The following is a 13270-nucleotide window of genomic DNA, read 5'->3' as shown; positions in this document are numbered from 1 at the left end:
CTCGAGGCCGCTCTGGCAAGGCGGACGTGGGTGCGCTAGGCGACGGCGATGACGGATCGACCACGCACGGTGGCGCTGATCGTCGCGGCGGGCAGCGGCTCGCGCGCGGGCGGCGCGATTCCCAAACAATATGCGAAGGTGGCCGGCAAGCCGCTGATCGCGCACGCCTATGCCGCCTTCGTGGGGCATCCGGCGGTGGACGAGGTCTTGGTGGTGATAGCTGCGGATGCCGGGGATCTGGCGGCAGCGGCGCTGGGGCCGGTACGAACGGTGACCGGCGGCGCGTCGCGGCGCACGTCGGTGGCGTTGGGACTCGCCGCGATCGAGGCGGACCGCGTCCTCATCCACGATGCTGCCCGGCCATTCGTACCGGCGGATGCGATCGATCGGGTGCTGTCCGCACTCGATAGCCACGACGGCGCAATGCCGGTTCTCGCGGTGGCGGATACGCTGGTGCGGGACGGCGTGGTCGTACCCCGCGACGGTCTGTCCCGCGTGCAGACGCCGCAGGGTTTCCGCGTCGAGGCGCTGCGTGCCGCCCACCGGGACTGGCCCGCAGGCGAGGATGCGACGGACGACGCGCAGATGGTACGACGACTTGGCGGGAGCATCGCTTTGGTGCAGGGCGACATCATGCTCGATAAGGTCACGCATCCAGAGGATTTTGCCGCGGCGAACGCCAGGGTGGCATGGGAGACGCGGAGCGCGTCCGGCTTCGACGTTCACCGGCTGGAGGCTGGCGAGGAATTGTGGCTCGGCGGGGTGCTGATCCCGCACGACAAGGGATTGTCGGGTCACAGCGACGCCGACGTCGGCCTTCACGCGCTGACCGACGCCTTGCTCGGCACGATTGCAGCGGGCGATATCGGCACGCATTTCCCACCCAGCGATCCACAGTGGAAGGGTGCGGACTCGGCTCAATTCCTGCAACATGCCGCAAAGCTGATCGCCGACAAGGGCGGGCGGATCGATTTTGTCGACCTGACATTGATCTGCGAAGCCCCCAAGATCGGGCCGCACCGGGCAGCGATGCAGGCGCGGATCGCCGCACTGCTCGGGCTCGGCGAGGATCGGGTGAGCATCAAGGCGACCACCACCGAACGACTGGGCTTCACCGGCCGGGGCGAAGGCATCGCGGCACAGGCTATGGCAACCGTGAGCCTGCCGCGATGAGGGCGGCTCTCGCCATCGTCGCGCTCCTGTCCGCCTCGCAGGCCGAGGCGCAGACACGCTGCATCACCACGCCCGAGGCGGAGGCGATGGCGCTCGTCGCCTTGCCCGACATCATCCAGCAAACCGGGATCGTCTGTTCCAGCCGCCTGCCCGCGAACAGTCTGGTGCGGCGGACGGACAGCGACTTCCTCGATCGATATCGACAGGCGGCGGATCGCGCCTGGCCGAACGCCCGTGCGGCGATCGTCAAGCTGTCCGATCCGATGATCGATTCGCTGCTGCAATCCGAATTCGCTCGGCCGCTGCTGACGGCGGCGCTGGCACCCGTGCTGGTCGGCCGGATCAACCCCGCCGATTGCGGCACGATCGACCGGTTCGTGACGCAGCTTGCCCCCCTGCCCCCGGCCAACACCGCGGGGGTGATCGTCACCACATTGCGCTATTTCAAGGCGGAGAAGGCGAAGGGGAAGGCGATCAACGTTCCCGACCTGCCGCTCTGCACGGAGGCCGGGCGATGACGGACACGTTGCTGCCTGCGGAGCTGCTCGCCGCCGCGGAACGCGTGGTGGAGGCGAACCGCGCAGCGGGCCGGACGATCGCGCTCGCCGAAAGCTGCACCGGCGGACTCGTCGCTTCGGCGATCACCGAAATCCCCGGGTCATCGGATGTGTTCGGTGCCGGCTTCGTCACTTATTCGAACGAAGCCAAGATGAAGCTGCTGAGGGTCAATTCCGACGTGCTGGAGACGTTCGGCGCGGTGTCGATCGCGGTGGCGTGGAGCATGGCGCAGGGTGCGCTCGCCAACAGCGGCGCCGACGTCGCCGTGGCGATTACGGGTATCGCCGGGCCGGGTGGCGGATCGGAGAAGAAGCCGGTCGGCACCGTCGTATTCGCGCGCGCGGAAAAGGGTGGCGATCCCAGCGACGTTCACGCCGATCGCAAGATGTTCGGCGACCTGGGTCGCGGCGGCATCCGCCTTCAGGCGGCGCTGGTCGCGCTGGAATTGCTGCTGCCGTAAAGCACCTTCGCGCGATCCTCGAACGCGCCGATCATCCGGCGCAGCGCGACCCCGAACACCTGCCCCGCCAGCATTTCGAACATCCGGTTCTTGAACTGGAAATCGACCGTGAAATCGACCGCGCAGCCGCCCTCCTCGGCACGGAAGCGCCAGTCGTTGTGCAGGTATTTCAGCGGTCCATCTATATATTCGACGTGGATGTGCTCGGGCCGCGTCTTCTCCACCTTCGACGTGAAGGTTTCGCGCAGCCCCTTGAACCCGACGATCATGTCCGCAAGCGTCGCGGTGTCGCTATCCTGCCGGACGCGCATCGCGCTGACCCAGGGCAGAAACTCCGGATAGCGCTTCACGTCAGCCACCATGTCAAACATCTGCTCCGGCGTGTAGGGCAGATGGCGTGTCTCGCTGTGCTTAGGCACGTGCAGCCAACTTCGCCTCGCGGTTCGCGCGCATCTTCGCGAAATCGTCCCCGGCATGATAGCTCGACCGGGTCAGCGGCGACGATGCAACCAGCAGGAACCCCTTGGCGCGCGCAATCGCGGCATAGCTGTCGAACGCCTTGGGCGTGACGAATTCCTCGACCCGGGCATGGCGCGGCGTCGGCTGAAGGTACTGACCCATCGTCAGGAAATCGATGTCGGCCGAGCGCATGTCGTCCATCACCTGATGCACCTCGAGCCGCTGTTCGCCGAGCCCGAGCATCACACCGGACTTGGTGAAGATCGACGGGTCGAGCTTCTTGACGCTCTCCAGCAGCCGGATCGATGCGTAGTAGCGCGCGCCGGGCCGGATCGTCGGATACAGCCGCGGCACGGTTTCGAGATTGTGATTGTAGACGTCCGGCCGCGCCGCCACGATCGCCTCGACCGCCGCCTCGTGCTTGTTGCGGAAGTCCGGCGTCAGGATTTCGATCGTCGTCCGCGGGTTGGACCGGCGGATCGCCTCGATCACCTTCACGAACTGCTTTGCCCCGCCATCCGGCAGATCGTCGCGATCGACCGAGGTGACGACGATATGCTCCAGCCCCATCTGTGCCGCGGCGTCGGCGACGTTGTTCGGTTCCATCGGGTCGACCGCGCGCGGCATCCCGGTCTTGACGTTGCAGAAGGCGCAGGCGCGGGTGCAGGTGTCGCCCAGGATCATGACGGTCGCATGCTTCTTGGACCAGCATTCGCCGATGTTCGGACAGGCCGCCTCTTCGCAGACGGTCGTCAGGCTCTTCGACCGCATCAGCTCGCGCGTCGCGGCAAAGCCGGCGCTGGTCGGCGCTTTCACGCGGATCCAGTCGGGCTTGCGCAGACGGGGTTCGGGCCCGGAAAGCGGGGCTTTGGCGAGGGGCGTCATCTCGTTCATGACCGCGAGATAGCGATCAACCCGGTCCCGAACAACCTTTGTGGCGCAGCGCGATCACATGGGCATTTTGCGCCATTGTAAAGCTTTGTGGCTGGGTGACCGAGCCGTGGGACAACCGGCATTTTAGCGCGTTATAGCCGACGACAGGACATATTACGGAGGCAGAATGACCGACTTCAGCGACATGATCGAGGGCTATGGCCGGTTTCGCGAGCAGGCGTGGGTAGAACAGCGCGAGCGCTGGGAAGAGCTTGGACGGGGCCAGAGCCCCAAGGTCATGGTGATCGCCTGTTCCGACAGCCGCGTCGATCCCATGCAAATCTTCGATGTCGCGCCGGGCGAGATCTTCGCGGTGCGCAACGTCGCCAATCTGGTGCCGCCGTTCGAGACGACGCAGGGCTATCACGGTGTGTCGGCGGCGATCGAGTTCGCGGTGACGCAGCTGGAGGTGCCGGAGGTCGTGGTGATGGGTCACGGATCGTGCGGCGGCTGTGCAGCGGCACTGTCCGGCGGCTTCAAGGACGCCGAACCCGGTCATGGCGGCTTTATCTCCGACTGGGTCGGACTGCTCGACGACGCGAGCGAGCGCGTGAAGGCGAAGTTCGGCGACGGCCCGGATGCGAAGCGCGAAATGGAACATGAGGCGGTACGCGTCAGCCTTGCCAACCTGCGCACCTTCCCGTTCATCACGGAGCGGGAGGCTGCGGGCAAGCTGAAGCTGCGCGGCGCCTATTTCGCGATTGCGGACGGCGTCCTGCACGTCATGGACGACGACGGGGTGTTCGCACCCGCACGCTGATGTGTCGACGGGGCGATGTCAGATACGGCGTCGCCCCCGATCTTCAGATCGACATGGCGTAGATGACGTCGTCGCACAGCATATTACCGACCTGATACTGACGCCGTCCCGCGACCGTGAAGCCGCGCCGTTCGTAGAACCGCCTCGCATGCGTATTCCTTCCGAGAACGCCGAGCAGCAGCCGCGTCTTGCCGAGCGCGCGCGCGTCATCAATCGCCTGCGTCATCAACCGGGTGCCGAGGCCTGTGCCTTGCGCGATCGTGAGCGTGTAGATGCGGCGAAGCTCGATATCGTCCCTGCCCGTCGCGATCGGGAAATCGGGCATGGTCATCAGCGTGTAGCCGACCGGCGCGCCGCCGTCGGGATGCTCGGCGATCGTCACGATGCTGTCAGGGGCATCGCTCCAGGCGGCGAATTTCGCGGCCGAGCTGTTCCTCATGACGTGCGCGACGATGTCAGCGCCGTCCAATATGCCGGCGAAGGTGCCGAGGAAACTCGCACCCGCGACCAGCGCGACCGCGGGCGCATCCTCGCTGGACGCACGCCGCAGCCGCCACCGGGTCATCAGCCGACGATTTCGTTCGGCTGGAAGAAATAGGCGATCTCGATCTCGGCATTCTCGTCCGAATCCGAACCGTGGACGGTGTTCGCCTCGATCGATTCGGCCAGCTCCTTGCGGATCGTGCCGGGCTCGGCGTTCGCCGGGTTGGTCGCGCCCATGATGTCGCGATTACGCTGCATCGCGTTCTCGCCTTCCAGAACCTGCACGACGACCGGACCGGAGATCATGAACGTGACGAGGTCGTTGAAGAACGGACGCTCGCGGTGCACGTCGTAGAAGCCCTCGGCCTGCTCACGGGTCATCTGGATGCGCTTGGAGGCGACGACGCGCAGGCCGGCTTCCTCGAGCATCTTGGTGACCGCACCGGTCAGGTTGCGGCGGGTGGCATCGGGCTTGATGATCGAAAAGGTACGGTTCGCGGCCATGATGGTCACGGGCTCCTGTGGTTTGTTGCAATTCTCGAAGTGGCGCCGCCCTAGTCGGGGGTGGTCCGGTTTGCAACCGGTTCGGATGGTGGCGGCCCGCGGCGCACCGTCCGCCCCCGCCGTCATCCCGGCGAACGGAGGGATCAATGGGAAGCAATCAGGCAGCGATGACGCTCAACCTCGCAACCTGTGCATCCATGGGGTCCCGGCGTTCGCCGGGATGACGGGTCAGGCGCGCGAGGTCACGCCGCCTGTTCCCAGCGGCCGGCGTCGTTCTGCTTCCAGTAACGCCGCTCGACACCCTCGCGTCCGTTCAAATCGCGCCACGCCTTGCGAGCCGGCTGGATGTGAGCGTCCTCGAAGAAATGAAATGCCCGGTCGAAATCGAGCGCGTCATCCCGCCATTCGCCATCGACGAGGGCGATATGGCGAGCCGCATTCGCCGCGTTCACGTCGGCCGCGATCAGGATCGGCTGCAGCGTGTCGTCGCCCATGCCGATCTGGCCATGCGGCAGGAAGCTGTCGGCGCGATACGTCCACAGCAGCCGGTCGAGGTCCGCGCGCTGGTCGTCTCGGGCACTGACGATCAGCAGCCGGGCGCCTGATTCCACGACCTTCGCCGCGATCTGCGGCAGGGCGCGGTCGAGCGGGGTGGCGGTGAGATGATAGAAATCGACCTGCATCGCCCGATCCTATCCCACGCCCGCCACCCGCTCCAGTGTTCGCTCAGCGTTCGAAATTGTCGGCGATCACCCGGTCGAGCAGCTTGACGCCATAGCCCGTCGCGCCCTTGTCATAGGTCGTACCGGGCTTGTCGCTCCACACCATGCCGGCGATGTCGAGGTGGGCCCATTGCACCCCGCTGTCGACGTAACGCTGGATGAACTGCGCCGCGGTGATCGATCCTGCGCCGCGCGGCCCGACGTTCTTCATGTCGGCGATCGGCGAATCGATCAGCTTGTCGTATGTGTCCGACAGCGGGAAGCGCCACAGCTTGTCGCCGGTCGCGATGCCGGCGGCCAGCAGCTTGTCCGCCAGCGCATCGTCGTTCGCGAACAATCCGCCATATTCGTTGCCGAGGCTGACGATCATCGCACCCGTCAGCGTGGCGAGATCGATGATCGTCTTCGGCCGGAACGTCTTCTGCGTCCACGTGATGGCATCGGCCAGCACCAGTCGCCCCTCGGCATCGGTATTGAGGATCTCGATGGTCTGGCCCGACATCGACGTCACCACGTCACCGGGCCGCTGCGCGTTGGCGTCCGGCATGTTCTCGACCAGACCCATTACACCGACGACGTTGATCTTCGCCTTGCGCGCGGCGAGTGCCTTCATCGTGCCGGCGACGGCACCCGCGCCGCCCATATCCCACTTCATGTCTTCCATGCCGGCACCCGGCTTCAGCGAAATGCCGCCGCTGTCGAAGGTGACGCCCTTGCCGACCAGCGCCAGCGAGGGGTCGCCTTCCCCTGCGCCGTTCCACTTCAACGCAAGGATGCGGGCCTCGCGCACCGAACCCTGGCTGACGCCGAGCAGCGCGCCCATGCCGTGCTCCGCCATCTCCGCCTCGTCGACGACGATGATCTCGAGCCCAAGTCCCTCGACGTCCTTGCGAACCTGCTCGACGAAGCTTTCAGGATACAGGATGTTCGGCGGCGCAGCGACCAGATTACGGGTGAGTTCGAGCCCCTTCGTCAGAGCATCCTGTGCCGCCCATGCGGCATCCGTACCGTCCGGCGCACCCGCGACCGTGAGCGTGGCGAGTGTCGGCTTCTGCTTGTCCTTCAGCCGCGTGCGATAATGATCGTAGCGCCAAGCACGCTGCGCGGCGCCGCCGGCGAAGCGCGCGGCAGCCTTGGCCGTGGGCGCGGCTGCGGACAGGTCGACCGTCACGTCGGTCGCGCCGGAGGTCAGAAGCTTCGCGACGAGCGCACCGCCCGCCTTTTCCCAATCCGCCTCGCCACCCGCGCCGACGCCCAGCAACAGCACGCGACGGGTCGCATCGCCCTCCGCCAGGAACAGGTCGACGATCGCGCCTGCCTCGCCCTCGAAGCGCGCCGCCGCCGCCGCCGCGCTGGCGATGACCTGATGCCCGTCGCCGAGGCCCGGCCAACCGGCGCGTCCGGCGATATCCTTTTCCACCGGCAGCGCGAGGATCGCGGGGGCGGCAGTGACGGTGGGGGAAAACGCGATCTGCATGAAAGGCAACTTCCTGGCACTGAAAACAGGCGCTTGATCTAGGGTCGGCGAGCGGGAAGCACAACGATTGCAGCGATGCCCCGGTGATGCGATAGGCACGGGCGAGGCGTCGTTCAGGGCGGCGCCGGTCACGCCAAAGGGTGTCCGGATCATCGTGTTGCGTTTCGACCTTCTCGCCGGTTGTGCCCTAGCCGCGGCTCTCGCCACCGCTCCGGCGGCGGCGACCGCCACGCCGGCGATCGCGCCATCGCCGCAGGATCTGCAGGACCGCGGCGTCGCGCCGCCTCCGGCCAGCGATCCGGCGATCACCGCACCCGCCGCCGACGATCAGGTGCAGTTCAGCGCGGGCAGCCTCGAATACGACACCAACTCCGACGTCGTCACGGCCCTGACCGAGGTCCGGATGTTCCGGCAGGGCGATCGCCTGCGCGCGGACCGGGTCGTGTGGAACCGCAAGACCGGCAAGGTCGTCGCCACCGGCAACATCGCGATCACCAATCCGCAGGGCGACATCGCCTATGGCGATTCGATCGAGCTGACCGATTCGCTGAAGGACGGTATGGTCGACAATATGCTCGTCGTCCTCGAACAGGGCGGCCGCATGGCGGCGGCACGGGGTACGCGGCTGCCCGACGGAACGATGCAGCTCGACAAGGCCGCCTACACGCCCTGCGCGGTCACCACGTCCGAGGGATGTCCGAAGGAGCCGTCGTGGAAGATCACGGCGATCCGCATCACATACCGGCCGGATCGCGAGCGCGTGTTCTTCGGCGGTGGTCGCTTCCACCTGTTCGGCCTGCCCGCCCTGCCGCTGCCAGCCTTCTCGATGCCGGTCGGTGGGGGATCTGAAAGCGGGTTCCTGACGCCCGATTTTCAGCTCGATCGCGTCAACGGGCTCGAGTTCGTCACACCCTATTATTTCCGTCTCGCCCCCAACAAGGGGCTGATACTGACGCCGCACGTCTTCACCGAAGTCCTGCCGATGATGCAGGCGCAATATGATGCGCTAGGGACGCATGGCGCCTTCCGCGTCACGGCCTATGCGACCGAAAGCCGCCGCAGCGACGATCTCAACACCAGCACGCCGACCGATACGAAACGGGCGTTCCGGGGCTATCTGGATGGCGTCGCCCGGTATCAGCTGTCGCCGTACTGGAGCATTGCGGGGTCGGCGCGGCTGACCACGGATCGCACGTTCCTGCGCCGGTACGACATATCGCGCGACGACCGGCTGCGAACCACGGCATCGCTGGAGCGGATCGACCCGAACACCTATTTTGCGCTGACCGGCTGGTACGTGCAGACGCTGCGGGTCAACGACCCGCAAGGGTCGCAGCCGATCGCCTTGCCCGAGCTGGACTTCCGCAAGCGGATCGACCTCGGTGGCGGCAAGCTGCAATTGCAGGCCAACACGCTGGCGATCACCCGGACGCAAGGGCAGGATACGCAGCGTGCCTTCGTCGCCGGGCAATGGGATCTGCGCAGGCTGACCAACTGGGGTCAGGAGGTGACGCTGACCGCCTACGCCCGCGCCGACGCCTACAACACCAATGATTCGCTGCTGACGAACGTCGTGAGTTATCGCGGCGTCGACGGGTTCCAGACCCGTGCGATCGGCGCGCTGGCGGTCGACGTCAAATGGCCGTTCGTGGGCGAATTCCTCGGCGGGACGCAGCGGCTGACCCCGCGGCTGCAGATCGTCGCATCCCCGAAGGTGGCGAACCTCGACGTGCCGAACGAGGATGCGCGCGCCGTCGATCTGGAGGACTCGAACCTGTTCGCGCTCAATCGCTTCGCCGGCTACGATCGCTTCGAGGACAGCAGCCGCGCCACCTATGGCGCCGAATGGGCCGTCGCGTTGCCGGGCATCACCGTCAATACGGTGATCGGGCAGAGCTATCGCTTGTCGACGCGACCGACGATCCTGCCGGACGGCACCGGCCTGAGCGACCGGTTTTCGGATTACGTCGGCCGCACGACCGTGCGTGTCCGCGATTTCGTGTCGTTCACGCACCGCTATCGCCTCGACAAGGATGGTTTCGCAGTTCGGCGTAACGAGGTCGATGCGACGATCGGATCTCGATCGACCTACGTGCTGGCCGGATATCTGCGGCTCAACCGCAATATCGTGCCCGCGATCGAGGATTTGCAGGACCGCGAGGAAGCACGCGTCGCCGGTCGCGTGCAATTCGCGCGGTTCTGGTCCGTATTCGGGTCCGCCATCGTCGACCTGACCGACCGGCGCGAAGATCCGCAGTCGTTCTCGGACGGCTTCGACCCCATTCGTCATCGGCTGGGCGTGCAATATGAGGACGATTGTCTGCGTCTGGGCGCGACATGGCGACGCGATTATCAGGATACCGGCGACGCCCGCTCCGGCAACAGCTTCCTGTTGACGCTGGCGTTGACCAATCTCGGCCGCTAAGCCGCAGTTCAGCTGGATCGGGGCAAGACCGGGACAAGGAGCTGCGCCGTCGTGCGCAGCCGAGCTTTGGGGTAACGGAACAACGTGACGCACAACAATCGACGGGCCGCGCGGATCGGCCGCACCTTGGGTTGGGTCGCGCTGGCGGCGTTAGGCACCGGCGCGGTCGCGCAGACGGTGCAGGACAGCCAGGTGCCGGAAACGAACCTCAACATCCCGGCCAATCTGCAGATCTTCGGCAAGCTGGATCCCAACGTCCGCAAGCCGACCGCGATCGTCAACGACACGGTCATCACCGGTACCGACGTCGACCAGCGACTGGCGCTCACCGTCTTCAACAACGGTGGCCGCGGCCCCGCGCCCGAACAGGTCGACGAATTCAAGCTGCAGATCCTGCGCCAGCTGATCGATGAAACGCTCCAGATCCAGGAAGCGAAAACGTCCGAGGTCACCGTGACCGCGGCGGAACTCGACCAGAGCGAGGCGGGTCTGGCGAAGCGGTTCAACATGACCCAGCCGCAGTTTCGCGAGGCACTGCGCAAGGCGGGATCGTCCGAACGCTCGTTGCGCCGGGCGATTGAGGGCGAACTGGCGTGGAACCGCTATCTGCGTCGCAAGATCGAACCGTTCGTCAACGTCGGTGACGAAGAGGTCGAGGCGATTCGCAAGCGTATCGAGGCATCGCGCGGCACCGAGGAATACAATCTCCGCGAAATCTATCTGAGCGCGAACGACGGCAACCGTGCCGAGGTGTTCGCCAAGGCCAAGCAGATCATCGCCGAAATCCAGAAGGCGCAGCAGCCGTTCGAGCTGTTCGCACGCAACTATTCCGAAGCGTCGACCAAGGGCGTCGGCGGCGATCTGGGCTGGATTCGCCTCGTGACGCTGCCGCAGTCGCTGGCCGATGCGACGCAGCAGATGCAGGTCGGTCAGGTCGCAGGGCCGGTCGAGACGCCGGGCGGCTTCTCGATCCTGTACCTCACCGACAAGCGCACGATCGGCGCGGCGGACCCGCGCGACGCCAAGCTGAGCCTGAAGCAGCTGACCGTCTCGTTCCCGGCCGGCACGACGCAGGCGCAGGCCCAGTCGCGCGCCGCTGTTTTCGCCAAGACGGTTCAGTCGATCCAGGGTTGCGGCACGGTCGAAAAGGTCGCGGCGACGATCAACGCCGAGGTGGTCGACAACGATTCGATCCGTATTCGCGACCTGCCCGCGCCGTTGCAGGACATCATGGTCAAGCTTCAGGTCGGGCAGGCGACGCCCCCGTTCGGTTCACCCGCCGAAGGTGTTCGCGCCCTCGTTCTATGCGGTCGCGACGATCCGCAGCAGTCCGTCGTACCGGGTGCAGCGCAGATTCAGGGGCAGCTCGAACAGCAACGCGTAAACCTGCGTGCGCAAAGCAAGCTGCGCGATCTGCGACGCGATGCGGTGATCGAGTATCGCTGACATGATGACGTCCGCTCCCTCTGCGGCCCCCCTCGCCATCGCGATGGGCGATCCCGCCGGGGTCGGGCCGGAGATCATCGGGAAAAGCTGGGCGGTGCGTTCGCTGCGTAGCCTGCCTCCGTTCGCCGCGATCGGCGATCCGGCGGCGATCGCGCGCGTGTGGAGCGGTCCGGTGGAGGCGATCGACACGATCGATGATGCACCGGCGGTATTCGATCGGGCGCTGCCGGTGCTTGCCGTCGCCGATGCCGGACCGGTAACGCCGGGCGAGCCGAGCATCGCCGGTGCCCGTGCGGCGTTCGAGGCGCTGGAGCGCTCCATCGCGCTCGTCCGCAATGCCGATGCCCGCGCGCTGGTGACCGGCCCCGTGTCGAAGGCGCAGCTTTACGGCATCGGCTTCAATCATCCCGGCCAGACCGAATTCGTTGCCGAACGCTGCGGCGTCGCCGGCGACGATGCGGTGATGATGCTCGCCGGGCCTTCGCTGCGGGTCGTGCCGATCACGGTTCATGTGCCGCTGGCGCAGGTGACCTCGCTGCTGTCGGTGGATCTGATTGTCGCAAAGGGTCGGGCGGCTGCGGCCGGGCTGACCCGCGACTTCGGCATCGCCACACCGCGGCTCGCCTTTGCCGGGATCAACCCGCATGCCGGGGAAGGCGGCGCGATCGGTCGTGAAGAGATCGACCTGCTCGCACCCGCGATCGCCCGGCTGCGGGCCGAGGGCATCGACGCCACCGGACCCTTCGCTGCCGATACGCTGTTCCACGCCCGCGCTCGCACCGGCTATGATGTCGTGCTGTGCTGCTATCACGATCAGGCGCTGGTGCCGATCAAGACGCTGCATTTCGACGAAGGCGTCAACGTGACGCTCGGTCTGCCGATCGTGCGGACGTCCCCCGATCATGGCACCGCGTTCGGCATCGCCGGCCGCGATCAGGCGCATCCCGGCGCGATGATCGCCGCCATCGCCATGGCAGGACAGGCGGCGGATCGCCGCGCAGCGGCATGAGCGAGGCACCTGTGGGCGGCAAGCTGCCGCCGCTGCGCGAGGTGATCGCCAAATATGGCCTCAACGCCAGCAAGGCGCTGGGCCAGAACTTCCTGTTCGATGGACAGCTGCTCGCCCGCATCGCTGCGGTGCCCGGCGATCTGCGGGATGCCGAGGTGCTGGAGGTCGGTCCGGGACCGGGCGGCCTGACACGGGCGCTGCTGGCCGCCGGTGCGCGGGTTACCGCGATCGAACGCGACCGCCGCTGCATCCCCGCGCTTGCCGAACTCGGCGAAGCCTGGCCGGGAAAGCTCCGCGTGATCGAGGGGGATGCGCTGGACGTGGATGCGCCGTCGCTGTTCGAAGGGCGGCCGCACATCGTTTCGAACCTGCCCTACAATGTCGGCACCGCCCTGCTCGTCGGCTGGCTCACCGCGGCGTGGCAGCCGTGGTGGCAATCCTGCACCTTGATGTTCCAGAAAGAGGTTGCCGACCGCATCGTCGCTGCCGCGAACGACGACGCCTATGGCCGGCTTGCCGTCCTCAGCCAGTGGCGTTCGTCCGCCCGCGTTGCGATGCCGGTTCACCGGTCCGCCTTCACCCCGCCGCCGAAGGTGATGTCCGCCGTCGTCCACCTCGTACCCGTGGAGGCACCGGCCGGCGTGGACGTGAAGGTGCTGGAACGCCTCACCGCCGCCGCCTTCGGTCAACGCCGCAAGATGCTTCGCCAAAGTCTGAAGGGCGTTCCCGGTGCTCTCGACGCGCTGGAGCGGATCGGGGTCGAAGCGACCCGGCGCGCCGAAACGGTCAGCGTGGCGGAGTTCGTCGAGCTGGCGAGGGAAGTATCACGCCCCTCCCTCTAGGAAAGGAGTGCAGCCGCCA

At 66.5% G+C, this 13270-nt stretch carries 14 protein-coding genes; 8 read left to right on the top strand and 6 right to left on the bottom strand.

Annotated features, from left to right (window positions below; translation table 11 throughout):
- The first annotated feature begins 48 nt into the window (after positions 1-48).
- The 3 genes from LRA87_RS08490 to LRA87_RS08480 are packed head-to-tail and all read left to right on the top strand — an operon-like array spanning position 49 to position 2191.
- Positions 49-1173: a bifunctional 2-C-methyl-D-erythritol 4-phosphate cytidylyltransferase/2-C-methyl-D-erythritol 2,4-cyclodiphosphate synthase gene (locus tag LRA87_RS08490; protein WP_230630928.1), complete on the top strand. Its 1125-nt coding sequence runs from the start codon at positions 49-51 to the stop codon at positions 1171-1173.
- Complete coding sequence (locus tag LRA87_RS08485) at positions 1170-1691, top strand: hypothetical protein (RefSeq protein ID WP_230630927.1); 522 nt, start codon at positions 1170-1172, stop codon at positions 1689-1691. Before LRA87_RS08490 ends, LRA87_RS08485 begins: the two co-directional genes overlap by 4 nt.
- Positions 1688-2191, top strand: coding sequence for a CinA family protein (locus LRA87_RS08480; RefSeq protein ID WP_230630926.1), 504 nt, complete (start codon positions 1688-1690; stop codon positions 2189-2191). Before LRA87_RS08485 ends, LRA87_RS08480 begins: the two co-directional genes overlap by 4 nt.
- Here LRA87_RS08480 and LRA87_RS08475 read toward each other — a convergent pair.
- On the bottom strand, positions 2152-2610 hold the full coding sequence (locus tag LRA87_RS08475; protein ID WP_230630925.1) for a type II toxin-antitoxin system RatA family toxin: 459 nt from the start codon (positions 2608-2610) through the stop codon (positions 2152-2154). The genes LRA87_RS08480 and LRA87_RS08475 overlap by 40 nt on opposite strands.
- Positions 2603-3544 (bottom strand): lipoyl synthase, encoded by a 942-nt coding sequence (lipA, locus tag LRA87_RS08470; protein ID WP_230630924.1) that lies wholly within the window; start codon positions 3542-3544, stop codon positions 2603-2605. Before lipA ends, LRA87_RS08475 begins: the two co-directional genes overlap by 8 nt.
- Positions 3545-3710: 166 nt before the next feature.
- On the opposite strand from lipA, the gene LRA87_RS08465 reads away from it, so the two are divergent.
- Positions 3711-4343 (top strand): carbonic anhydrase, encoded by a 633-nt coding sequence (locus LRA87_RS08465; RefSeq protein ID WP_230630923.1) that lies wholly within the window; start codon positions 3711-3713, stop codon positions 4341-4343.
- 43 nt (positions 4344-4386) lie between these two features.
- On the opposite strand, the gene LRA87_RS08460 is transcribed toward LRA87_RS08465, so the two are convergent.
- The 4 genes from LRA87_RS08460 to LRA87_RS08445 all read right to left on the bottom strand — a co-directional run bounded on the left by LRA87_RS08460 (position 4387) and on the right by LRA87_RS08445 (position 7529).
- Positions 4387-4908, bottom strand: coding sequence for a GNAT family N-acetyltransferase (locus LRA87_RS08460; protein ID WP_230630922.1), 522 nt, complete (start codon positions 4906-4908; stop codon positions 4387-4389).
- On the bottom strand, positions 4908-5330 hold the full coding sequence (gene ndk / locus LRA87_RS08455; RefSeq protein WP_230631201.1) for a nucleoside-diphosphate kinase: 423 nt from the start codon (positions 5328-5330) through the stop codon (positions 4908-4910). The genes LRA87_RS08460 and ndk overlap by 1 nt, the downstream gene beginning before the upstream one ends.
- Positions 5331-5572: 242 nt before the next feature.
- Positions 5573-6013 carry a DNA polymerase III subunit chi gene (locus tag LRA87_RS08450; protein WP_230630921.1) on the bottom strand — a complete coding sequence of 147 codons (441 nt, stop codon included), beginning with the start codon at positions 6011-6013 and terminating at the stop codon, positions 5573-5575.
- Positions 6014-6056: 43 nt separating this feature from the next.
- Entirely contained in the window at positions 6057-7529 is a 1473-nt protein-coding gene (locus LRA87_RS08445; RefSeq protein ID WP_230630920.1) for a leucyl aminopeptidase, read from the bottom strand.
- 154 nt (positions 7530-7683) lie between these two features.
- Between LRA87_RS08445 and LRA87_RS08440 the strand changes: the two genes are divergently transcribed.
- From LRA87_RS08440 to rsmA, 4 genes are all read left to right on the top strand, one after another.
- Positions 7684-9954, top strand: coding sequence for an LPS-assembly protein LptD (locus tag LRA87_RS08440; protein WP_230630919.1), 2271 nt, complete (start codon positions 7684-7686; stop codon positions 9952-9954).
- A gap of 84 nt (positions 9955-10038) precedes the next feature.
- Positions 10039-11400: a peptidylprolyl isomerase gene (locus tag LRA87_RS08435; protein WP_230630918.1), complete on the top strand. Its 1362-nt coding sequence runs from the start codon at positions 10039-10041 to the stop codon at positions 11398-11400.
- Between the two features lies 1 nt (position 11401).
- Positions 11402-12409: a 4-hydroxythreonine-4-phosphate dehydrogenase PdxA gene (gene pdxA, locus LRA87_RS08430; protein ID WP_230630917.1), complete on the top strand. Its 1008-nt coding sequence runs from the start codon at positions 11402-11404 to the stop codon at positions 12407-12409.
- Positions 12406-13251, top strand: coding sequence for a 16S rRNA (adenine(1518)-N(6)/adenine(1519)-N(6))-dimethyltransferase RsmA (gene rsmA, locus LRA87_RS08425; protein ID WP_230630916.1), 846 nt, complete (start codon positions 12406-12408; stop codon positions 13249-13251). The genes pdxA and rsmA overlap by 4 nt, the downstream gene beginning before the upstream one ends.
- Positions 13252-13270 lie beyond the last annotated feature (19 nt).

Origin of the sequence: Sphingomonas sp. Leaf37 (assembly GCF_920939475.1) — a bacterium.
In the GTDB taxonomy this organism is placed as follows: domain Bacteria; phylum Pseudomonadota; class Alphaproteobacteria; order Sphingomonadales; family Sphingomonadaceae; genus Sphingomonas.
Note: the sequence above shows the minus strand (reverse complement) of the source record. Positions and strands in the feature narration are given on the sequence as shown.

Excerpts from the sequence above, each read along its gene's own strand:
- LRA87_RS08490 (WP_230630928.1), top strand. The coding sequence starts at position 49 with ATGACGGATCGACCACGCACGGTGGCGCTGATCGTCGCGGCGGGCAGC.
- LRA87_RS08485 (WP_230630927.1), top strand. The coding sequence starts at position 1,170 with ATGAGGGCGGCTCTCGCCATCGTCGCGCTCCTGTCCGCCTCGCAGGCC.
- LRA87_RS08480 (WP_230630926.1), top strand. The coding sequence starts at position 1,688 with ATGACGGACACGTTGCTGCCTGCGGAGCTGCTCGCCGCCGCGGAACGC.
- lipA (WP_230630924.1), bottom strand. The coding sequence starts at position 3,544 with ATGAACGAGATGACGCCCCTCGCCAAAGCCCCGCTTTCCGGGCCCGAA.
- LRA87_RS08465 (WP_230630923.1), top strand. The coding sequence starts at position 3,711 with ATGACCGACTTCAGCGACATGATCGAGGGCTATGGCCGGTTTCGCGAG.
- LRA87_RS08460 (WP_230630922.1), bottom strand. The coding sequence starts at position 4,908 with ATGACCCGGTGGCGGCTGCGGCGTGCGTCCAGCGAGGATGCGCCCGCG.
- ndk (WP_230631201.1), bottom strand. The coding sequence starts at position 5,330 with ATGGCCGCGAACCGTACCTTTTCGATCATCAAGCCCGATGCCACCCGC.
- LRA87_RS08450 (WP_230630921.1), bottom strand. The coding sequence starts at position 6,013 with ATGCAGGTCGATTTCTATCATCTCACCGCCACCCCGCTCGACCGCGCC.
- LRA87_RS08445 (WP_230630920.1), bottom strand. The coding sequence starts at position 7,529 with ATGCAGATCGCGTTTTCCCCCACCGTCACTGCCGCCCCCGCGATCCTC.
- pdxA (WP_230630917.1), top strand. The coding sequence starts at position 11,402 with ATGATGACGTCCGCTCCCTCTGCGGCCCCCCTCGCCATCGCGATGGGC.
- rsmA (WP_230630916.1), top strand. The coding sequence starts at position 12,406 with ATGAGCGAGGCACCTGTGGGCGGCAAGCTGCCGCCGCTGCGCGAGGTG.